This is a genomic window from Flavobacterium hibisci, from assembly GCF_020026925.1.
Lineage (GTDB): Bacteria > Bacteroidota > Bacteroidia > Flavobacteriales > Flavobacteriaceae > Flavobacterium > Flavobacterium hibisci.
Genome location: NZ_JAIQDW010000002.1, coordinates 326,953 through 348,905 on the forward strand (window position 1 = coordinate 326,953; position 21,953 = coordinate 348,905).

Genomic DNA, 21,953 nt, shown 5'->3' on the forward strand with positions numbered 1-21,953 from the left:
GTTCTTTTAAAAAAATGTTAGAATTCAATAGCTGGTTTGATTTTCAAATTAAGTGATTGGAAATTTTAGCGGTAATTAATTTCAAAATCAACTTTAAAAAAATAAGATTAAAATCGTACTTTTGCGAACTGAAAATCTGAAAAATATGATTATCCAAAAAACCCGTGAGGAAATAGAATTAATGCGCGAAAGTGCCTTGATCGTATCGAAAACATTAGGAATGATTGCTTCTGAAATTAAAGAAGGAGTTACTACATTATATCTGGACAAATTAGCCGAAGAATTTATTCGTGATCACGGTGCAGTTCCAAGTTTTCTTGGTTTGTATGATTTCCCGAATTCACTTTGTATGAGTCCGAATGCTCAGGTTGTACATGGAATTCCGAATAATACGCCTTTACAGAATGGTGATGTTATTTCTGTAGATTGCGGTGCTTTCAAAAATGGTTATCATGGAGATCATGCTTATAGTTTTGAAATTGGAGAAGTTGCTCCGGAAACCAAAAAACTATTGCAGGTAACCAAAGAATCCCTGTACGTAGGAATCCGGGAATTTAAAGCCGGAAACCGCGTTGAAGATGTTGGAAACGCCATTCAGAAATATACGGAATCTCATGGATATGGTGTTGTTCGTGAATTGGTTGGGCACGGATTAGGCCAAAAAATGCACGAAGCTCCTGAAATGCCAAATTATGGTAAAAAAGGTCGTGGAAAACTTTTTGTTGAAGGAATGGTGGTTGCCATTGAACCGATGATCAACATGGGTACAAAAAACATCAAACAGCTTAAAGACGGCTGGACCATCCTGACTGCTGACGGAAAACCAAGCGCACATTTCGAACATGATGTTGCCTTAATTGACGGAAAACCGGAAATTTTATCGACTTTCTATTATATCTATAAAGCATTAGGAATAGAAAGTAACGAAGAAGATGAATTTAGAAAAGTGCCTTTAGTATTATAGTTATTACGCCGAGATTCACAGAGACCATTTACTAATACATAAAACTAATATTTTAGTAGAGAATAATATTTTTAATTTATTAAATTTAAAAATAACTACTTTTATAAAAATATAGTATCTAATGAAAATTAAACTCCAAAATATTGGAATTATTGAAGAAGCTGACATTAATATTGAGGGAATTACTCTAATTGCTGGTCAAAATGATTCTGGAAAAAGTACTGTTGGAAAAGTTTTGTATGCATTAATTAGAGGAGTAAATGGCGATGAAATCTCTCACAATGCAAATAAAATTCGATTTGTTTACGAAAAGACAAGGGATATTCGAAATCTTTTATCAAGAACTACAGCAACTAATGAAAGCGACCAAAATATTCAAAATAAATTTATTTCAGAATTTCTAGAAAAATTAGAAATAAGACCTTCTTCATTACATTCAAAAAAAGATACTGACATTATTGATTCTATAAATAATGAATTAGAATCTGTACTTATCCTATACAATAATTATTCTAATCCACAGATTAAAGAAAAACTTTCTGAATTTATAGTTGATTTTGGTCGTAGAACTTCAATTTCTTTTGATTCTACAGAAGCATTGTACTACAGATTAGAATCTTTTTTGAAAAATGAATTTGGAAATCAAATATCAAATTCATTTAACAAAAGTGACTCCTTTATTAAACTTGGAGGAATTGAAGAAAAAAGTATTTATTTTAAAGATAAAATAGAATTCGTTGGACTTGAAAATAGTTCTTCTTTCTATTATGATGAAGTTATTTTTATTGAATCCCCATTAAGACTAATGCAAACTTACTTTGTTCGTTTTAATGAAATTATTGATAAGAATGACCATTTAAATAAATTAATATTTTTAAGAGAAAATGAATTAAATATTTTCTCTGATGATAGCAAAAAGAATAATAACCTCTTATCTTTAATTTCAAAAGTCATAAATGGAAATTTTAGTATCGACCCTTTAGATGAAATAGTTTTTACAAAAAATGCGACAGAATTCGAATTTGGAAATATTGCTACTGGAATAAAAAGTTTTGGAATATTACAATTACTTTTACAAAAAGGGAAATTAAATTCAAACACTTTATTAATTATTGATGAACCTGAAGTTCATTTACATCCAACTTGGCAAGTTAAATTTGCTGAGATTTTAGTTTTATTATCTAAAGAATTAGCCATTCCGATCTTATTGACTTCACACAGTCCATATTTTATTGAAGCTTTAGATGCTTATACTAAAAAATATCAATATGAAAAGTCAACAAATTTTTACTTTGCTGAGAAAAATGAAGATGGATTATCTTCTAAAATTATTGATGTAACAGAAGATATAACGCCTATTTTAAGCTCAATTTCTGAAGCATTTTATAAAATCCAAGACATAAACGATGAGGTTTAATGATATTCAAGAACATTTTGAGAACAATGTCCCTAAGAAAACATTAAAAGAAATCTCATGGTACGAAATAAAAGAAAAAACCATAATAAACAACATAGAAGAAGAAATTACAATCACTAAATCTCTTATAAACTCAACAAAACTTAGTTTTGATTTTGATGAAATTAATAAAACGATAAAAACGTCAGATACTGTTTATTTTAAAGACGAAAAAGTAATTTTTGTTGAATTTAAAAGTGGTGGTATCAAGAAAATTGATTTTAGACTAAAAGCAACAGAAAGTATAATATCATTTTACAATTATATCTATAACAAGGGTTTTACCGAAAACATGTGTTTCCCTAATAGTATTTTTCAAATATATTTTGTTTACAACACAAATTCTAGTCCAGCAGCTAAAGTTACTTTTTCAGCAGTAGAGAGAGAATTAACATCTGAATATAGACACTTATTTTCAAAACTAAAAGTGATTGACAACGATCGATTTCAAAGAATATTTAAAATATAAATGAAAAAACTTTTTAAATTAGTACTCAATACAATACCCCGCCCCTTATTAATTCGTTTGAGTTATGTGGTACGCCCAATTTTAGCTTTATCGTTAAGAGGAAGCAAATTTACCGATCCTATTGACGGAAAAAGCTTTAAGTCATTTTTGCCTTACGGATACGGAAAACAGCGTAATAATGTGCTTTCGCCAAGTACACTTTCATTAGAAAGACACCGTTTACTTTGGCTGTATTTAAACGATCAGACTGATTTTTTTACAGCTCCTAAAAAAGTACTTCATTTTGCCCCTGAGCAGGCGTTTTACAAAAGATTCCGCAAGCAGAAAAACCTGGATTACACTACAACCGACTTACATTCGCCTTTGGCAGATGTAAAAGCAGATATCTGTAATTTACCATTCAAAGACAACGAATATGATGTTATTTTGTGTAATCACGTTTTAGAACATATTCCGGACGATACCAAAGCGATGCAGGAATTATACAGGGTTTTAAAACCAGGCGGAATGGCAGTTTTGCAAATTCCACAGGATTTATCCCGCGAAGTTACTTTTGCAGATGATTCTATCACCGATCAAAAAGAGCGTGCTAAAATCTTCGGGCAATACGATCACGTTCGTGTATATGGTCGCGATTATTTTGATAAATTGAGAAGTATCGGTTTTATTGTTATCGAAGAAGATTACACCAATAAAATTGCACCCGAATTGGTTGAAAAATATTGTCTGGCAAAAGGCGAAATTATTCCGCTTTGCTTTAAACAGGAAAATTAATTTTTTACTTATAAGTTATAAAAGTTCTTTTAAAAGCGTTTTCAAAATAGAAATAATTTGAAAACGCTTTTTTAGCTCAAATCCCAAATCAGCCTAAACCAAATCTGTAAACCTTGGAACCTAATAAATCATTTCAGTTTTGTTTTGACATCAGTTTTGAAAAAAATCTGAATGCTTATATTCCAACTTCATATATTGTCGGGAACACAAGCGATATTAAATACTTAGACAAAAAGGCAACTAAAGAAATCATTGAAAGTTTCGGAATTGATTTTGACAATTTAGATTCCAATACCAAAAAAATACTGACAGCCTGTGAATCTTTAAAACCTGAATTTATTTTCAAAAAATTCAGTGCCAAAATTAAATCAGCTAAAACAATTGCTGATTTGCAAAAAGATTCAAAAATTGAGTTTGCAATCCGTCAGTATTTAAATTTCAATTTAAGTTCCTTTTATGATTTAATCGTAAAAGAACAATTTCCTTTATCACTCAACATGAGTGCTGAAAAAGATTTTTACCGCTCGCGGGTTACAGTCGAGCCACTCGAATTTGAGCCTCAGATAAAATTTGAAAAACATTCAGAAGGTATCACCTATACTCTTTCTTTAAAACAAGGCAAAACTACTTTTTCACCAATGAATAGCAGTATTGATATTCTTTTGGATGAACAGGGCTGGTTGATTGTTGATAAAAAATTAGGGCAGTTAAAAGAATTAAATGCAAAAAAACTTACTCCATTTTTAAAGAAAAAATCAATTGAAATTCCATCAAAATTAGTGGATGATTATTTTAAAGGGTTTATACCCGAAATAGCAAAAAAAATCGATATTGAAGCTACGGGTTTTGAAATGGAGGTTCGCGATCAGATCATTTCGAGTACGATTCAGCCTGTTTATGACTTCTTTAAAAACTGTTATTACCTCAATCTTTATTTTGATTACAACGGCTATGTTTTTGATGCCGGCAAAACCAAAAAAACACATTCTTTCGTTGATTTCAGTATTGCTAACGAACCCAAAATAATTCAGTTTAAAAGGAGTGCCGTAGAAATTTTATACACCAAAAAATTACTTGAAATTGGCTTGGTAAAAGTCAAAAACGAACTATTTGGACTTGAAACAGAAGTGAATGATCCTTATATCAATATTCAGTTGATTATTGACAACAAAGAAAAACTTGAAAGTTTAGGTTTTACGATTCAAAACCTAAAACTCGAAAGCAAAGAAATTATTACAGAAAACAACACGGTTTCGATTGCAAAAGAAACAAAAGCCGATTGGTTTGATATCAAAATTATCATTACGATTGGTAAGTATAAAATCAATTTCAGCGAAATAATACCGAATATAAAAAGCAAGGAAAGGCTTTTCCAACTACCTGATGGAAACTATTTTTTAATTCCGTTAGAATGGTTCAGTAAATATGGCTCTTTGGCAAAATTAGCCAAAACAGAAAATGGAGAACTGCTTTTACGCAAAAGCAATTTTACAGCTTTAGACGGAATTTCAGAAATCGACAATGATTTAGATCAGATTCATCAGGCTGAATTCACGGCTTCAGATTTATTAAAAGCAACTTTAAGACCTTATCAGATTGATGGTGTAAAATGGCTCTTAGGTCATTTCAATTCTAATCTTGGAGCTTGTCTCGCCGATGATATGGGACTTGGGAAAACATTACAAACTTTGGCAGTTCTGGTTTCCGTTCAGGAACAATTAGGCTTTACAACCAAAACTACCAATTTTGATTTGTTTGCTAATGAAACAACTGTCGAAAGAGAACCGCTTAAAGCTTTGATTGTTCTGCCTTCTTCTTTAGTTTTTAACTGGTTTAATGAGGCTGGAAAGTTTACACCACACTTTTCTAAAATGCAATATGTGGGGAATGACCGAAAATTTTTAGTAAGCAGATTAGATTCTACCGATTTAATTTTTACAAGTTACAGCATCGTTCATCGTGATATTTCAATTTTAGAAAAATACAATTTTCGTTATCTGATTTTGGACGAAAGTCAATACATCAAAAACAAAAATTCTAAGATTTTCAAAGCCATCAATAAAATCAGTACAAGTCATAAAATAGCGCTGAGCGGTACACCAATCGAAAATTCGCTTGACGATTTATGGTCGCAGATGCAGTTCATAAATCCGGATATTCTGGGAACTTATAATTTTTTCGCAGAAAATTTTAAAATTCCGATTGAGAAAAAACACAATGAAGAAGTTTTAACCGAATTAAAAAACCTCATCCAGCCTTATATTTTGCGCCGAACCAAAGAACAGGTTTTAAAAGATCTGCCAGAATTGACAGAGCAGATTTATTATTGCGATATGGATCCGGAACAGGAAAAATTATACGAAAAAGAAAAATCTAAAGCGCGTAATTTCCTGCTTAAAACCGACGGTTCAAGTCCTGATAAAATCAGCATCATTAACACTTTGATGAAATTGCGACAATTGAGCAACCATCCGAAAATGGTTGATGCCGATTCAGAAATTGACTCCGGAAAATTTATTGCTGTGACGAATTATCTTGAAAATCTAGTCAAAGCAAAACAAAAAGCCATTATTTTCAGTTCGTTTGTTACGAACCTGAATTTCTATACCGACTGGTGCAAACAAAATAAAATAGAGTTTTGTGAAATTACAGGAGAAACCCCAGCCAGTAAAAGAGAACAGCAAGTTAAATTGTTCCAGGAGAATGAAAATCGATTATTATTCTTTATTTCGCTAAAAGCCGGAGGTGTCGGATTGAATATTACTAAAGCTTCTTATGTTTTATTTTTAGATCCATGGTGGAATCCTTTTGCAGAAAAGCAAGGAGTTGCGCGGGCACATCGAATTGGTCAGTTAAATAAAGTAAATGTGATTCGTTTTATTTCGAAAAACACAGTCGAAGAAAAAATTATTACCCTTCAGGAAAACAAAAAACTATTAGCTGATTCTCTTTTAGAAGAAAGCTACATTAATGATGAACTTGAAGGCAACTTAGCTTATATTTTAGGTACTTAATAGTTAAATCCAATACAAGGGCATCTTTTTCATTATATAAAATTGTTATATTTACAATCTTACAATCTATATAAGATGCCGAAATTTTTATATACAAGCTTTGTTTTTCTTTTTATTTTTACTTTAGCGAAAGCTCAGGAAAAAGAAATAGATCCTCCTTACAATATCAAAACTGTTTCTTTTGTACAGAACGGCAGTAATGTGGTTCCTATATTCGAATTAGGCTCTACATTTCAATTTCAGTTTGATGATTTATTTGGCAACGAAGCCAATTATTATTTTGAAATTGTACATTGCGATTACAACTGGAAACCTTCTGAAATCCCAAAAACAGATTACATTCTTGGTTTTGACAATCAAAGAATTATGGATTATACCAACTCTTTTAATACGCTTCAGATTTATTCACATTACCGCCTTAGCTTTCCTAATCAATTTGCTACACAGTTGAAAATTTCAGGAAATTATATGCTGAAAATCCTCAACGAAGACAGGGAAGTTGTTTTCTCCAGAAAATTTATTTTATATGAAAACCACTGTACAGTAGCTGCTCAGATAAAACGTAGCCGAAACTTAACCAATATTAATGAAAAGCAGAATATTGATTTTTCGATTTCTTCAAATGATATTGTTTTTCAGACACCTTTACAAAACGTAAAAGTACTTTTACTGCAAAACGGAGATTTTAACACTAGTATAAAAAATATTCGGCCACAATATACAATTAGCAATCAATTGGTTTATAAATATGATGCTGAAACACAGTTCTGGGGCGGAAATGAATTTTTATATTTTGAAAACAAGGATATAAGAGCGGCCAATAATAATGTTGCAAAAGTGAGTTCAGCCAGTGACATTTACAGTTCGTTTTTATATACAAGTCCGGCAAGGGCCAATCAAATTTATACCGTTTATCAGGATATAAACGGAAATTTTGTCGTCAAAAACATCAATGGTTCTAATCAGGAAATTGAAGCCGATTATGCCTGGGTATACTTTTCATTGTCTGCTCCAGCCTTTCGATTAAATAAAGACATTTATATTACAGGTATGTTCAATAATTATAGCTTGTCTCCAGAATACAAAATGGATTATAATGCTGACAAAGGGATTTATGAAAAAGCAGTAATGATCAAACAGGGTTTTACCAATTTTCAGTACAGGGTTGCTGACAAAAAAGGTGTAATTGATTTTGAAAATGCTGTTGACGGAAATTTTTACCAGACTGAAAACGAATACACTATTTTGGTTTATTACCGTGAAAGTACGGACCGCTACGAAAGAGTTATCGGCAAGGGTAATGCTAATTCATTGAATATTATTAATTAAACATTCTAAAAAAGGATTTCAATCCAATCATTTTTTTTTGTAAGTTTGCACATATAACACACACATATATACTACGTTAGTTATGGTTTCTCAAATAACAAGAGGCATAAAAATATCTGTTTTGACTAGTTTTGAAGGTACTTACTTCAAGAACTACAAGATTCATTTTGCCTTTAGCTATGTTGTTACCATCGAAAATCATAGTAAAGATTCAGTACAGTTAACCTCACGCCACTGGGAAATTTTCGATTCTCTTAACGACCTTGAAGTTGTTGATGGAGAAGGCGTTATAGGAAAAAAACCAGTTTTAAAACCAGGTGAAAATCATACTTACAGTTCAGGCTGTTTATTATCATCTCCTTATGGTGCAATGAAAGGTCATTTTAATATGATTAATTTTACTACAACCAAAATATTTAAGGTTATAGTTCCTACATTCAGAATGTGTGCCCCATTTGCTTTAAATTAAACCCTGTTTTTTATTTCTATTACTTGTCCGCTTGCAAGGGCGTATACCCTATCGTTTTCATCAGGAACTAAATAAAAATTACCTGTAAATTCCCCAAAAGAAGGGAAAATTAATTGATTCGGTTTTCTGAAAAAACAAGGCAAACTCAAAAATTGTTTTCCTAAACCTGTTAGTTTTATTCCGGGATGAATATGTCCGCAAAAATTGAATAAATTTTCTCTGTCTGTTGGATGATGTGTCAAAAGAAAATGATCAATTATGAGTTCTGAATAAATTTTGATATTTAAATCTGTATAATTTTTTTTTGAAATGATATCATGGTTGCCTTCCACCAAAATAAGCTGCTGTGTTATCGTTTTGGTCCAGTCTGAAAACAAATCCCATTCGTTATTTATTTTGCTGTGAAATAAATCACCAAGAAAAATTATAGTTTCAGCATCAAATAATTCCAGAATATTATTTAACCGGTTAAAATTTTCCTGCACCGCTTTCTCCGGAATCGCCATTCCGTGTTTTCTAAAATGTGATACTTTGCCCAAATGCAAATCTGATATTAAAAGTATTTTTTTTTCTTCCCAGAAAGCCGCACCACACGGATGCAGAACAAAATTTTGATTGTTAATTGTAATTTTCATGTTCATTATTTCATGTAACTTGCTGTCATTTTTTTGATTCTTTCCGCTAATGTTTCGCTTGATAACTTTTCTCTCAATCGATCTGTAATTATAGGAAAACTAAAAGGTGTTGGCTTTTTGCATTGTTTCCAGACAATTGTTTGCTGATTCACTCTTTCGAGAGCCTGAATCAAACGTCCTTCTTCCAGCTGATGTTCAAACGTTTCTGTATATGCCTGCTGCAGTAATAAATTATCCGGTTCATAATCCCTGAAAACTTCAAACAACAATTGTGATCCGCTCTGTAAATGTTTTGTTTTAACAGGTCTTCCAGGCATACCGGTAAAAACCAGACCGGCAATTACGGCAATATCCCTGAATTTTCTGCGGGCCATTTCTGTCAAATTAAGGCTTTTTTGCAAATCATGGTGCACATATTCGGTAGAGAACAAATTGTTATCAAAAACCGACTGCATATCAATTTCCTGGTCCGAAAGCAATTCAAACCCGTAATCATTATACGCCAGAGAAAAAGTAATCGGAGACAACAAACTAATTCGGTAAGACAAAATACTCGCCAGGGCTTCATGTACAAACCGACCTTCAAAAAGATAAAAGACGGCATGATACCCTTCCCTGGTTTTAAAAGTTTCTATGAGAAATTCATCAGCATCCGGAACAATACTTTCTTTTCGCTGTCTTGCAAAAATAGGCTGTAACGCTTTTAATTCCGGAGTCAGATTTTCGCTATTGGCAGCGTATAATTCTTCACGAAGCAATTCACTCATCTGTACAGATAATGCCATACGCCCTCCCATCCAGCTTACTGTTCGGGATTCTTTTTTGGGATCAGCCTTTCTAACCAGTACCTGCATATTTTTCACACGAAATAGTTCCAAACGTTTGCCGGCAAAGGTAAAAACATCTCCCGGCTGTAGTTTTGAGGCAAACCATTCTTCAATATTTCCAATATAACCTCCGCTTAAAAATTTTACGTTTAATGAAGCATCTCCAACAATAGTTCCTATCTGCATACGGTGGTGCATCGCAATCAAACGGCTATTGATTTTATAACGTCCGTCTTCTTCAATTTCTACTTTTTTGAATTCATCATAGGCTTGTAAGCTCTGACTTCCGTTGGTAATGAAGTTCAGAATCCAGTTCCAGTTTTCTTTTGTAATGTTTTGATAACAGAAAGATTGTCTGACTTCCTCAAAAATAATATCCGGAAAAAAACCGTCTGAAACCGCCAATGTATTCAGGTATTGCACCAAAACATCCCAACTGTTCAGGTACGGAATACGATCTTCAACAATCGTTTTGGCAACCGCTTTTTTTAGTGCAGAAGCTTCAATTAATTCGATAGCGTGAGTGGCAAGAAAATAAATCACACTTTCTCTCCCAGGCTGATGACCGCTTCGTCCTGCTCTTTGCAGAAAACGCGCAACACCTTTTGGCCCTCCCACCTGAATAATGGTTTCAACCGGAGCAAAATCGACTCCTAAATCCAGACTCGAGGTACAAACTACTACTTTTAATTCTTCATTTCTGATGGCATTTTCAACCCATAAACGTGTTTCCCTGCTGATGCTTCCGTGATGCATTGCCATATCTCCGGCGAATTCAGGGTATTTTTCGAGTATGGCCTGAAACCACATTTCGCATGCGGAGCGAACGTTTGTAAAAATTAAAGTCGTCTTACTTTTCCGTACTATTTTCGCTACTTCATCAATTAGGTGCAATCCCATGTGACCACGCCATGGGTAACTGTCCATTTTATCAGGCAATATAGAAAGTACTTTAATTTTTTTATTGATGTGGGCTTTTATCAAAACTGAATTTTGATAAGCCTCTGAATTTACACCCAACAATACCTGTTGTGCCAATTCGAGATTTCCAATGGTTGCTGAAATTCCCCAAATACGCATTTTAGGCGCAACCGTTTTTAGTCGGGATAAAGCCAATTCCATCTGAACGCCACGTTTTGTTCCTAATAATTCGTGCCATTCATCGACCACAATTGCAGAACAACTGGCAAAAGTCTTGGCAAATTCTTTGGATGCCAAAAGCAATTGCAGACTTTCCGGTGTGGTAATCAGCAGATCCGGCATTTTTTTGCTTTGCTTTGTTCTTTCACTTTGCGATGTATCTCCGGAACGAATTCCGACCGTCATTTGTGTATCTAAATCATGGACAATTCTGTCTGCAGCTTGTTTAATTTCAACAGAAAGCGCCCTCAAAGGCGTAATCCAGATGGCTTTTAGTCCTGGCTTATGCTTCGTTTTATAATCCGGATTTTTTTTCATGTAGTCGAGAACTATCGGAAACCATAAGGCATAGGTTTTCCCGCTTCCGGTTGGTGCGTTTAGTAAACCGTTTTTCCCCTGTAGAAAAGCAGTCCACGTCTGGGTTTGGAATGGAAAAGCTTTCCAACCCTGATCGTGAAACCAGTTCTCTGCAATTGTGTATAGTTCTTCTCTGTTCATTCTAACTTACGTATTAACCTGACTTTTATTTCTAATTAGGAATCTATCTGCACTTTATAAGTATCTGCTTTTCCTGCAAGGTTTTGGAAACCTTGCAGGAGCACAAATATCTTCATAATAATTGAACTCGGTTTGTTACGAAATCATGCTTTTAAGATCTTCAATTGAATTCGCATCTTCAATTTTTTTATCGTGCCGCCATCTCAAAATTCTCGGAAATCGGGTTGCCACACCGCTTTTGTGTCTTTTGGACAATGCAATTCCTTCAAAGCCAATTTCGAAAACCAATTGAGGGGTTACACTTCGTACGGGACCAAAACGTTCCAAAGTATTTTTCTTTATAAAATCATCTACCCTTCTAAATTCGGCATCGGTCAAACCCGAATAAGCTTTGGCAAAAGTGACTAATTCTTTTTCGCCATTATCATTGGTCTGCCAAAGTGCAAAGGTATAATCCGTAAAAAGATTAGATCTTCTTCCATGTCCGCGCATTGCGTAAGTCAGAACAGCATCAATTACCAAGGGTTCAATTTTCCATTTCCACCAGTCGCCTTTTTTTCTTCCGACCAAATAAGGAGAATTATTTCGCTTTAACATCAGACCTTCACTTTTCATTTCGCGTGCACGCATTCTTTCGTTTGTTACATCTTCCCAGGAATTAAGCAACACCCTTTCTGATAACTGAAAATTGGGTGTTTTATCTTTAATGGAATCGTATAATTGTTCCAACAATAATCTTCTTTCTGAATACGGTAAATTTCGAATATCCTGACCTTCCCACTCTAAAATATCGTAGGCTTTTAATATTACAGGAACTTTTTCGAGTAACGATGCCGAAATCGTTTTACGCCCAATTCTGGCTTGCAGATCATTAAAAGTGCCAATTTCTTTTTCGGGAAAAGCTAAAATTTCAGCGTCAATAACGGTTCCGTTTGGAATAATTCCGACGAAAGATTGAAACTCGGGATATTTATCTGTTACTAACTCCTCGCCTCTTGACCAGACATAAATTTCATCATCACGAATAATCGTCTGAGACCGGATTCCGTCCCATTTATGTTCAATAGACCAGTCTTCCGGATTTCCTAAATTATCGACTTCGCCTTCAATTGGATAAGCCAGATAAAACGGATAAGGTTTTGATAAATAATCTGAGCTTTTTTCATCTAAAATCAGTTCCTGAAACGTAATTGTGTTTGGATCCCAATTTCCCATTAATTTGTAAGCCAATGCATCTTCATCAACATCTTCTGCTTTTGATAATGCCCGTGTCATTAATTTTTGGCTTACGCCGATTCGCAAACTACCGGTAATTAGTTTGGTAAAAACGAATCGTTCATAATAATTCAGCGCCAGCCAGTTCTTGTGTAAATATTCCTTTTTCTCAGTATCTGATTTCTTTTTTAAGGCAATAATTTCCTGAAGATATTCAGTTAAACTTTTGTCCGAATGTTCTTTGGTTGTCGGAATGATCAGAGCTATGGTTTCGGCTAAATCACCCACAATATGATAACTTTCCTCAAAAAGCCATAGCGGAATATTCGCCAATTCATTTGCCCAAATACGCAACAAAGTCGTGTTAACTGGTCTCGGAGGACGACGATGTGATAAAATTGCAATCGTCCACACCTTATCTTCCGGAGACGCATTTTTAAAATACGTTGTCAGGGCATCTACTTTTACGTTCGTTTTATTCGAACTGTCAAGTGTTTTTATAAGTTGAGCGAAATTTTTCATCTACAATTTCTTATTTTCAGAAATATCCAAAGTTTCATTTTCAAAAATAACTTCTTTTTCATCTTTTTCCATTTCTGCTGCTTCTCCTTCGTATTGTGTTTTTTCAGTTCTAGCATCGTAACCTAATTCCCTTAAATATTTAGAGAAAATATCAGTGTAACCGTGTGTACAGATTACTTTTTCTGCTCCGGTCGCTTTGATGCTATCCAAAAGTGAATACCAATCGCAATGATCGCTTAATACAAAACCTTTGTCAATGGCACGTCTTCTTCTGGCTCCGCGAAAAGCCATCCAGCCGCTTGCTGCACCTGTTACAAAAGGCGTCATTTTTCTGATCCAGATACTTCCGTGAGCACTTGGCGGAGCGAGAACAATATTTCCTGCGAATTCTTCTTTTTTGGTTTCGCGCGTTACTAAAGTTGTTGGCGGAAAATCCACCATCGGACGTAAAACATTGGTCATGTTCTCGATGGCGCCATGTGTATATATTTTTCCAATATCGGTGTCTAAATATTTTAAAAGCCGTTGTGCTTTTCCTAAAGAATAGCCAAAGAGAATAGATGTTTTTCCTTCAGCCCTATTTTCAGCCCACCAATTGTTGATATCGGTAATTACTTCATCTTGCGGCGTCCAGTTGAACGCAGGCAAACCGAAAGTACATTCGGTGATGAAAGTGTGGCATTTCACGACTTCATACGGAACTGAAATTCCATCATCTTCGGTTTTATAATCTCCTGTAAAAACCCAGACTTCGCCTTTGTGTTCAACACGAATTTGTGAGCTTCCGATAATATGTCCGGCAGGATGCAGAGAAAATTTCACATTGTTGATTACGAAGGTTTCTCCCCACTCTTTTCCGCTCACATTTATTTCACCCAAACGATGCTGAATGATTGGCACATTAGTATGATGCGTGATATAATTTTGATGTCCCCAACGAGAGTGATCGGCGTGACCGTGTGTAATAATGGCATTCTTTACCGGCCGCCAGGGATCAAGATATACATCAGCCTGTTGGCAGTAAATTCCTTTATCGTTAAAAGCCAGAAGCGGAATTTTCATAGTCATAATAAATTGAAGTACCTCAAATTTAAACTTTTATAGAAACATATGTTTTACAGTCTGACATCATTAGTTTATTAAATTACAACATTTTAATATTGTATTGTGATATAATCAAAATAACCTTTGTACTTTTGCCTAAAATTAAACAATTCGTAATTTTAAAATATTTTATCCCATGTTAAAAGGATTTTTTAATGTACCTAAGGCGGTAAACGAGCCGGTAAAAGGATACGCCCCAGGCTCACCTGAAAGAGTAGCTGTTCAGGCAGCTTACACTACAATGTGGAACTCTCAAATTGACGTTCCTTTGCACATAGGAAGCGAAGAAATCAGAACCGGAAACACAAGAAACATTACAGCTCCACATGATCACCAGCATATTGTTGGAAAATATCATTTAGCTGAAAAACAACATATTGAAAAAGCAATCGTCAATGCACTTGAATCAAGAAAAGCATGGGCTAATATGGCATGGGAACAACGTGCCGCTATTTTCTTAAAAGCGGCTGAATTAATTGCAGGTCCATACAGAGCTCGTATTAACGCTGCGACTATGATTGGTCAGTCTAAAAACATCCATCAGGCAGAAATTGACGCTTCTTGTGAGTTGATTGACTTTTTACGTTACAACGTAGAATTCATGACTCAGATTTACACAGATCAGCCAAAATCAGATTCAACAACATGGAATCGTTTAGAATACAGACCTCTTGAAGGTTTTGTTTACGCTATTACTCCGTTTAACTTTACAGCTATTGCTGCCAACCTTCCGGCTAGTGCTGCGATGATGGGTAACGTTGTAGTCTGGAAACCAAGCGACAGTCAGGTATTCTCAACAAAAATCATCCTTGATGTTTTCAAAGAAGCTGGAGTTCCTGATGGTGTGATCAACGTAGTTTTTGGAGACGCTTTGATGATTACGGATACTGTTTTGGCAAGCCGTGATTTTGCCGGAATTCACTTTACAGGATCAACGCATGTATTTAAAGATATCTGGGCTAAAATCGGTGCAAACATTCACAATTATAAAACCTATCCAAGAATTGTTGGAGAAACGGGTGGTAAAGATTTTATTATTGCTCATCCAAGCGCTAACGTAAAACAAGTTGTTACAGGAATTACGCGTGGTGCTTTTGAGTTTCAGGGACAAAAATGTTCTGCAGCTTCAAGAGTTTATATTCCGCAAAGTTTGTGGCCAGCTGTAAAAGAGCAATTAATCACGGATGTAAAATCAATGAAAATGGGTTCTCCGGAAGATTTCGGAAACTTTATTACAGCGGTTATCCATGAAGGTTCTTTCGATAAATTAGCGAGTTACATTGATCAGGCTAAAAAAGATGCTGATGCTGAAATTATTGTGGGTGGAAATTACGATAAATCAGTTGGATACTTTGTAGAACCAACAGTTATCGTAACTACAAATCCAAAATACACAACCATGGAAACCGAATTATTCGGACCGGTTGTGACAATTTATATCTACGAAGATGCAAAATGGGAAGAAACTTTAGAATTGGTTGACACTACTTCTGAATACGCTTTGACCGGAGCTGTTTTCAGCCAGGATCGTTACGCTATTGAAGTGGCTACCGTGAAATTGCAAAATTCAGCAGGTAACTTCTACATCAACGATAAACCAACAGGAGCGGTTGTAGGAATGCAGCCTTTTGGTGGAGCAAGAGCTTCAGGAACTAACGACAAAGCAGGTTCTGCATTGAATTTATTGCGTTGGGCTTCTCCAAGAACGATTAAAGAAACTTTTGTAACTCCTGAAGATTACAGATATCCGTTTTTAGGAGAATAGTCATAAAGTCGAAGGTCGAAAGTCTTAAAGGACTTTGTCTATATAAAAAAGCCGAATCTTTTCATTAAGATTCGGCTTTACTTTTTTTACTAATGTGAATTTTAAAATCTCAAATACATTTAGAATTTATTTTCCACTTCTGCAGCCTGCAACATTAAGTAATGCAGGTCGGTGTTTTTTACGAAAGGTTTTAAAAGTTCACTTCCCGGGCCAAACATCGCCAGCTCTACATAATCTGCAGAGTGATCCATGCTGATCCAGCCTACCGAATTTATTTTTCCCTGCATTTCTGCGAAAGCTTTATACGGCAGTTTTTTGTAATTGTATAAACCATCTTCTTTATGCAATCCATCGTAGTAGCCCAATACATATTTGGCGTCTTCATCTGAAACCGAGTGACCGTTTGCTTTTTCAATAATTTCTTTTACCTGCGCAACAGAAGATTGCGGTTTTATCTGATTCAGAATCCATTCGTTGGTCTGGGTGTATTTTTGGATACTGTCAAAATTATCATTGGCATTTTTTCCGTAAATAATTCCGGGATTTGCATTTCCGTGATCTGTTGTGATGATCACTAATGTTTCTTTGTCTTTTTCAGCAAAATCAACAGCCACTTTTACCGCTTCATCAAATTCAATCTGATCATTAATCAGACCGGCGATATCGTTTCCATGTGCGGCCCAATCTACTTTTCCGCTTTCAATCTGCAATACAAAACCATTTTTATGGCTCTTCATTCTGTCAATTGCTTTTTGCGACATTTCAGCAAGACTCGGAACAGTTGCTTTTAACTTTTCATCACTGTTTCTGTCCACGTAATACGGAAGTGCATCATCTGCAAACACACCTAAAACGGGTTTAGAATTTGATGCAGCCTCCATTTCAGATTTAGTTTTTACAACCTGATATCCTTTCGAAGTATAAGCAGCATACATATCTTTCTTGTCTTTTCTTAATTCCGGGCTGAAATAATTGGCTCCGCCTCCCATCATAATATCAAAACCCAATTCCAGATATTGTTCCGCAATATCTTCCTGGGCATTTCTGCTTTTGCTGTTCACACAAAAACCGGCCGGAGTGGCATGTGTAATAGGAACTGTCGTTACACAACCCGCCATTTTGCCGGATTTTTTAAATTTTTGCGAGATTGGTAAATGTGGTTCTCCTTGCGGACTCACATTCAAGGCACCATTATTTACCCGGAAACCGCCTCCCCATGAAGAACTTGCAGCAGAAGAATCGGTTACTATTGAACTTGCTGAAGCCGTATCCATTAAAGCTCTTGAAACGCTATTATCTTTATACAATTGTATCCAGTTAGAACCTTTGCCATTTTTTCTGTTCAGAAACAAATCGGTCATATTAAGCGTGCCGGTACTCATTCCGTCACTAACCAGTAAAATGATATTTTTTGCCTTTTTATTTTTATTCGCAGACTCTAAATCCAAAACATTTGCAGCACCCTGAAACGGATTGATAACTGCGGCTCCTATCGTAAACAATGAGCCATTTTTAAAGAACTTCCTTCTATTCATTATAACTTTATTTAAGCGTTTTCAAAGGTAAGCAAATTGGTTCAGTTACAAATTATCATTCAGTTATGATTGCTTTCAAGGTATAAAAAAAGCCGACAACACTTTAATAAAGAATGTTACCGGCTTATAATATCATAGAAATAAATTAAGGCTGAAATTTCAATGGCAAATGAACCACTTTTTTGGTTTCAAAAAATTCATCTTCAAAAATTATCGATAAGTCATATAAAGTAGCTTTCGGAAAGTCTTTTAATTCTTCAGTTAAATCCCCGCCTTTTAAATACAAGATTCCATTTTTTAAGGTATGCTTGTGCTGTTTTTTGATCTTATCATGAATCCATGACACGAAATCAGGCATATTGGTTACGGCCCGGCTTACTATGAAATCGAAATCACCTTTTACGAGTTCGGCACGTTTTTGTTCTGCTTTTACATTCTTTAGTTCCAAAGCATCCACAACGCCCTGAACCACCTTTATTTTTTTAGCAATAACATCAATTAAATAAAAACGTGTTTCCGGAAAAAGAATTGCTAACGGAATTCCGGGAAATCCTCCGCCTGTTCCAACGTCCAAAACAGTTGCTCCGGGTTCGAATTTCATGATTTTTGCAATTCCAAGAGAATGGAGGATGTGTTTCGTATATAATGAATCAATGTCTTTTCTTGAGATAACATTAATTTTTTCGTTCCAGTCGTGATATAAAAAGTCTAATTTTTGAAATTGTTCGATTTGAATGTCCGTCAAACCAGGAAAATATTTCAGAATCTCATCCATTGTTGTAAATTTTTAACAAAAGTACTACTTTAGGATTGAAATATTTAACTCAATTTTGCAAATTGAAAATTTATAATAATTACCTTTGGAAACTATTTAAAATTAATATGAATAATACCGCTCCGACTTTTGCAAGACAAGACAATCTGAAATTCTTCAGAACACTTAACTCTCGGGTAAACAATTATTTCAAAGAAAATAATATCCAAAAAACGGGAAACTGGAAGCTGCATTTAAAAGCTGTTATTCTATTCGCTGTTTTTTTAACGCCTTACTTTTTAATTCTTACACTTAACATGCCTTTTTGGGTCATGTTGCTTTTATCTATAGTAATGGGCATCGGAATGGCCGGTGTTGGAATGAACGTAATGCATGACGGAAATCACGGCTCTTACTCTGATAAAGGCTGGATCAACAAACTAATGGGCGGCACCATTTATGTTTTAGCCGGAAATGTTTACAACTGGCAGGTTCAGCACAATGTATTGCACCACACTTATACCAATATTCCGGGACATGATGAAGATCTGGATGCCGGAAGAATCATACGTTTTACAGAACATGCTGAGTGGCATAGTTTTCACCGTTTTCAGCATTATTATTCTGTTTTTTTATATGGTTTACTGACTTTTAACTGGGCCATTACGACTGATTTTAAGCAGATGCACAATTACCTGAAAAGAAAATTATCATATGGTGAACCAAAAAGCCCTAAAATTCTCTGGACAACTTTAATTATTACAAAAATCATTTATGCATCCATCTGGATTGTATTGCCAATCGTTATTGGAATTACATGGTGGAAAGTCGTTCTCGGATTTTTTGTAATGCATTATACAACAGGATTGATCTTAAGTATTGTATTTCAATTAGCACACGTTGTTGACCATACAACTAATCCGGAACCGAATGAATTAGGCGAAATGGAAAACACCTGGGCTATTCACCAATTGTATACCACTACTAATTTTGCACCAAAAAATGCTCTTGTAAACTGGTACACTGGAGGATTAAACCATCAGATTGAACATCATATTTTTCCACATATCAGTCACATTCATTATGGTAAAATTGCAAAAATTGTAAAAGAAACAGCAAAAGAATGCAATTTGCCTTATTATGAATACAAAACAATGAGAAGTGCCATTATTGCCCACTTTAAACATTTACGTGACTTAGGAATGAAACCTGAATTATCCGTATAAACTAAAAATCTATTAATAATAACTTCTCTTAAAAAAACAGCAATTAAGAGCAATTAAATTTTTTATAATGAACCATATTCTTTCAGACAGAATTAACAATTTAGCTACTTCGCAGACTTTAGCGATGGCTGCATTAGCCCGCGAGCTAAAAGCACAAGGAAAAGACATTATCAGTTTAAGTTTAGGCGAGCCAGATTTCAATACGCCTGACTTTATCAAAGAAGCTGCAAAAAAAGCAATCGACGACAATTACAGTACATATTCTCCTGTTGACGGATACCAGGATTTAAAAGAAGCTATCTGCAGAAAATTCAAAAGAGACAATGGTTTAGAATACAAACCATCTCAAATCGTAGTTTCTACAGGAGCAAAACAATCATTATACAACATTGCTCAGGTAATGTTAAACGATGGTGACGAGGTAATCTTGCCTGCACCATACTGGGTTTCTTATTTCGAAATCGTAAAACTTTCAGGAGGAGTTCCAGTTGAAGTTCCAACTTCGGTAGAAACAGATTTCAAAATCACTCCTGAGCAATTAGAAGCTGCCATCACGCCAAAAACAAAAATGATGTGGTTCTCTTCCCCATGTAATCCTTCAGGATCTGTTTACAGCAGAGAAGAATTAACAGCTTTGGCTAAAGTATTAGAAAAACATCCAAATATTTACGTAGTTGCAGACGAAATCTATGAACACATCAATTTCTCAGGAACTTTCTGCAGTATCGGTTCAATACCTGGAATGTTAGAAAAAACAATTACGGTAAACGGAGTTGCTAAAGCATTCGCCATGACAGGATACAGAATTGGTTACATTGGAGCTCCGGAATTCATTGCAAAAGCATGTACAAAAATTCAGGGACAAGTAACTTCTGGTGCAAATTCTGTGGCACAAAGAGCTACAATTACAGCTGTAGATGCTGATCCAAGCGTATTAAACGAAATGGTTCAGGCTTTCCACGGACGAAGAGATTTAGTAGTTGGATTATTAAAAGAAATTCCAGGCGTAAAAATCAACGTTCCTGAAGGAGCTTTCTATGTATTCCCAGACGTTTCTTCTTTCTTCGGAAAAACATTAAAAGGACACGAGATTAAAGATGCAAATGATGTTTCTATGTACCTTTTAGCAGAAGCAAACGTAGCCACAGTAACAGGAGACGCTTTCGGAAATCCAAACTGTATCCGTTTCTCTTATGCAACAAGCAACGATATTTTAACAGAAGCATTACGCAGAATCAAAGAAGCTTTGACTGCATAACAACATAATAGTTTTATTAAAAACGGCTTAAGGTTTAAAGTTTCATCACTTTATACTTTGAGCTGTTTTTTTTATGGGTATATTTTGGGCGTGTCCTACGGCCGGGCTATCCACTCTATCTTTTGTGGTGAACCCCACCACAAAAGGATGCCGTTGCTATCCCTCACGCAAACCGTAAAACGAGAAACTTTCATTTTCAAAAGAAAACAATATCTGGTTCAATTGTTATAATAAACTTCCATACTGGCTTTAGCCAAACTACACATTTGGCTAAAGCCCAATCCTAATCCATTAAACTTCCTGCAGCTAAAGATGGAGGCAATTGAATCTTAAATCTAAATAAACAACAATATAAGTTTCAAAATTCCCATTCTACAATATTGTAAAAGCTGATCGCAATCCTGTAAGACATAACATTTTAGAAATCGGCAATTTTGTAATATATAATTTTAAAATTAACGTCATGATACATACAGATGAAACCACAAAAGAAGCCGTTAAAACTTTAGAAGGATTAATTTCGATTCTTGAAGACGGAAAACTAGGGTATACAAATGCAGCCGAGCATGTAGAAAATCCTGTAATGAAAACCGAGTTTCTTGAATTCGCACGTGAAAGAGCTTTATTCATTGTTGAATTGCAAGATGAAATCAACAAACTTGGAAAATCTACAGATACTTCAGGCGGCGGGCCATTAGGAGCGCTTCACCGCACCTGGATCGATATTAAATCTTCTTTTACAGGCGGAGATACAGAGGCAATTATCAATGCCTGCGTTACCGGAGAAGAAGCTGCTATCGAAAAATACAAAAAGGCACTGGAAGAAAACCATCTTGAATACAATCAGGTTAACATTGTTTCAAAACAATTGAACAGTATTCAAAATACTTTGTCATTAATTAAAATGAAAGCTAATTAGTCGATCGATCGATTCATGCTTTTTTTTTGAGAACCGCCTGGTCTTCGGATTGGGCGGTTTTTTATTTGCTAAAATTAAAA

At 35.0% G+C, this 21,953-nt stretch carries 17 protein-coding genes; 11 read left to right on the forward strand and 6 right to left on the reverse strand.

The features are described 5' to 3' along the window. Nucleotides 1–145: 145 nt before the first annotated feature. The 7 genes from map (at nucleotide 146) to apaG (ending at nucleotide 8,475) form a co-directional block, all read left to right on the forward strand. Entirely contained in the window at nucleotides 146–964 is an 819-nt protein-coding gene (map, locus tag K8B81_RS03825) for a type I methionyl aminopeptidase (protein WP_031454550.1), read from the forward strand. Between the two features lie 121 nt (nucleotides 965–1,085). After that, nucleotides 1,086–2,381 carry an AAA family ATPase gene (locus tag K8B81_RS03830; RefSeq protein ID WP_223678996.1) on the forward strand — a complete coding sequence of 432 codons (1,296 nt, stop codon included), beginning with the start codon at nucleotides 1,086–1,088 and terminating at the stop codon, nucleotides 2,379–2,381. Further along, nucleotides 2,371–2,889, forward strand: a complete 519-nt coding sequence (locus tag K8B81_RS03835; protein WP_223678999.1) for a hypothetical protein — start codon at nucleotides 2,371–2,373, stop codon at nucleotides 2,887–2,889. The genes K8B81_RS03830 and K8B81_RS03835 overlap by 11 nt, the downstream gene beginning before the upstream one ends. Beyond that, nucleotides 2,890–3,663: a class I SAM-dependent methyltransferase gene (locus K8B81_RS03840; protein WP_025571812.1), complete on the forward strand. Its 774-nt coding sequence runs from the start codon at nucleotides 2,890–2,892 to the stop codon at nucleotides 3,661–3,663. A gap of 113 nt (nucleotides 3,664–3,776) precedes the next feature. Then, complete coding sequence (locus K8B81_RS03845) at nucleotides 3,777–6,677, forward strand: DEAD/DEAH box helicase (protein WP_223679000.1); 2,901 nt, start codon at nucleotides 3,777–3,779, stop codon at nucleotides 6,675–6,677. Between the two features lie 75 nt (nucleotides 6,678–6,752). After that, entirely contained in the window at nucleotides 6,753–8,006 is a 1,254-nt protein-coding gene (locus K8B81_RS03850; RefSeq protein ID WP_223679003.1) for a type IX secretion system plug protein, read from the forward strand. An 82-nt stretch (nucleotides 8,007–8,088) separates the two neighbouring features. Further along, nucleotides 8,089–8,475 (forward strand): Co2+/Mg2+ efflux protein ApaG, encoded by a 387-nt coding sequence (gene apaG, locus K8B81_RS03855; RefSeq protein ID WP_110348906.1) that lies wholly within the window; start codon nucleotides 8,089–8,091, stop codon nucleotides 8,473–8,475. On the opposite strand, the gene pdeM is transcribed toward apaG, so the two are convergent. The 4 genes from pdeM to K8B81_RS03875 form a co-directional block, all read right to left on the reverse strand. Further along, complete coding sequence (gene pdeM, locus K8B81_RS03860; RefSeq protein ID WP_317196947.1) at nucleotides 8,472–9,110, reverse strand: ligase-associated DNA damage response endonuclease PdeM; 639 nt, start codon at nucleotides 9,108–9,110, stop codon at nucleotides 8,472–8,474. The two genes, apaG and pdeM, sit on opposite strands and share 4 nt — an antisense overlap. A gap of 5 nt (nucleotides 9,111–9,115) precedes the next feature. Continuing rightward, nucleotides 9,116–11,575: a ligase-associated DNA damage response DEXH box helicase gene (locus tag K8B81_RS03865; protein WP_223679007.1), complete on the reverse strand. Its 2,460-nt coding sequence runs from the start codon at nucleotides 11,573–11,575 to the stop codon at nucleotides 9,116–9,118. A gap of 135 nt (nucleotides 11,576–11,710) precedes the next feature. Next, on the reverse strand, nucleotides 11,711–13,312 hold the full coding sequence (locus K8B81_RS03870) for an ATP-dependent DNA ligase (protein WP_223679010.1): 1,602 nt from the start codon (nucleotides 13,310–13,312) through the stop codon (nucleotides 11,711–11,713). After that, nucleotides 13,313–14,374 carry a ligase-associated DNA damage response exonuclease gene (locus tag K8B81_RS03875; RefSeq protein WP_223679011.1) on the reverse strand — a complete coding sequence of 354 codons (1,062 nt, stop codon included), beginning with the start codon at nucleotides 14,372–14,374 and terminating at the stop codon, nucleotides 13,313–13,315. A gap of 178 nt (nucleotides 14,375–14,552) precedes the next feature. Between K8B81_RS03875 and pruA the strand changes: the two genes are divergently transcribed. After that, nucleotides 14,553–16,181, forward strand: a complete 1,629-nt coding sequence (gene pruA / locus K8B81_RS03880) for an L-glutamate gamma-semialdehyde dehydrogenase (RefSeq protein ID WP_223679014.1) — start codon at nucleotides 14,553–14,555, stop codon at nucleotides 16,179–16,181. 119 nt (nucleotides 16,182–16,300) lie between these two features. Here pruA and K8B81_RS03885 read toward each other — a convergent pair whose 3' ends face one another. Together K8B81_RS03885 and rsmG are read right to left on the reverse strand one after the other, a co-directional pair. Beyond that, a complete protein-coding gene (locus tag K8B81_RS03885; RefSeq protein ID WP_223679016.1) occupies nucleotides 16,301–17,716 on the reverse strand; it encodes an alkaline phosphatase in 1,416 nt (471 codons plus the stop codon). A gap of 145 nt (nucleotides 17,717–17,861) precedes the next feature. Continuing rightward, nucleotides 17,862–18,491, reverse strand: a complete 630-nt coding sequence (gene rsmG, locus K8B81_RS03890; protein WP_223679018.1) for a 16S rRNA (guanine(527)-N(7))-methyltransferase RsmG — start codon at nucleotides 18,489–18,491, stop codon at nucleotides 17,862–17,864. A 107-nt stretch (nucleotides 18,492–18,598) separates the two neighbouring features. Here rsmG and K8B81_RS03895 point away from each other — a divergent pair, with 107 nt between their 5' ends. The 3 genes from K8B81_RS03895 to K8B81_RS03905 all read left to right on the forward strand — a co-directional run bounded on the left by K8B81_RS03895 (nucleotide 18,599) and on the right by K8B81_RS03905 (nucleotide 21,873). Next, nucleotides 18,599–19,696: a fatty acid desaturase family protein gene (locus K8B81_RS03895; protein ID WP_223679019.1), complete on the forward strand. Its 1,098-nt coding sequence runs from the start codon at nucleotides 18,599–18,601 to the stop codon at nucleotides 19,694–19,696. Nucleotides 19,697–19,763: 67 nt separating this feature from the next. Continuing rightward, on the forward strand, nucleotides 19,764–20,954 hold the full coding sequence (locus K8B81_RS03900; RefSeq protein WP_163392636.1) for a pyridoxal phosphate-dependent aminotransferase: 1,191 nt from the start codon (nucleotides 19,764–19,766) through the stop codon (nucleotides 20,952–20,954). Nucleotides 20,955–21,417: 463 nt separating this feature from the next. Beyond that, nucleotides 21,418–21,873: a ferritin-like domain-containing protein gene (locus tag K8B81_RS03905; protein WP_025571129.1), complete on the forward strand. Its 456-nt coding sequence runs from the start codon at nucleotides 21,418–21,420 to the stop codon at nucleotides 21,871–21,873. Nucleotides 21,874–21,953 lie beyond the last annotated feature (80 nt).

What these genes read in the sequence shown, in the direction of transcription:
- K8B81_RS03895 (WP_223679019.1), top strand. Translation starts at nt 18,599, where the DNA reads ATGAATAATACCGCTCCGACTTTTGCAAGACAAGACAATCTGAAATTC.
- pruA (WP_223679014.1), top strand. Translation starts at nt 14,553, where the DNA reads ATGTTAAAAGGATTTTTTAATGTACCTAAGGCGGTAAACGAGCCGGTA.
- K8B81_RS03840 (WP_025571812.1), top strand. Translation starts at nt 2,890, where the DNA reads ATGAAAAAACTTTTTAAATTAGTACTCAATACAATACCCCGCCCCTTA.
- K8B81_RS03905 (WP_025571129.1), top strand. Translation starts at nt 21,418, where the DNA reads ATGATACATACAGATGAAACCACAAAAGAAGCCGTTAAAACTTTAGAA.
- K8B81_RS03865 (WP_223679007.1), bottom strand. Translation starts at nt 11,575, where the DNA reads ATGAACAGAGAAGAACTATACACAATTGCAGAGAACTGGTTTCACGAT.
- K8B81_RS03835 (WP_223678999.1), top strand. Translation starts at nt 2,371, where the DNA reads ATGAGGTTTAATGATATTCAAGAACATTTTGAGAACAATGTCCCTAAG.
- K8B81_RS03870 (WP_223679010.1), bottom strand. Translation starts at nt 13,312, where the DNA reads ATGAAAAATTTCGCTCAACTTATAAAAACACTTGACAGTTCGAATAAA.
- map (WP_031454550.1), top strand. Translation starts at nt 146, where the DNA reads ATGATTATCCAAAAAACCCGTGAGGAAATAGAATTAATGCGCGAAAGT.
- pdeM (WP_317196947.1), bottom strand. Translation starts at nt 9,110, where the DNA reads ATGAAAATTACAATTAACAATCAAAATTTTGTTCTGCATCCGTGTGGT.
- K8B81_RS03875 (WP_223679011.1), bottom strand. Translation starts at nt 14,374, where the DNA reads ATGAAAATTCCGCTTCTGGCTTTTAACGATAAAGGAATTTACTGCCAA.
- K8B81_RS03830 (WP_223678996.1), top strand. Translation starts at nt 1,086, where the DNA reads ATGAAAATTAAACTCCAAAATATTGGAATTATTGAAGAAGCTGACATT.
- K8B81_RS03885 (WP_223679016.1), bottom strand. Translation starts at nt 17,716, where the DNA reads ATGAATAGAAGGAAGTTCTTTAAAAATGGCTCATTGTTTACGATAGGA.
- K8B81_RS03900 (WP_163392636.1), top strand. Translation starts at nt 19,764, where the DNA reads ATGAACCATATTCTTTCAGACAGAATTAACAATTTAGCTACTTCGCAG.
- K8B81_RS03850 (WP_223679003.1), top strand. Translation starts at nt 6,753, where the DNA reads ATGCCGAAATTTTTATATACAAGCTTTGTTTTTCTTTTTATTTTTACT.
- apaG (WP_110348906.1), top strand. Translation starts at nt 8,089, where the DNA reads ATGGTTTCTCAAATAACAAGAGGCATAAAAATATCTGTTTTGACTAGT.
- rsmG (WP_223679018.1), bottom strand. Translation starts at nt 18,491, where the DNA reads ATGGATGAGATTCTGAAATATTTTCCTGGTTTGACGGACATTCAAATC.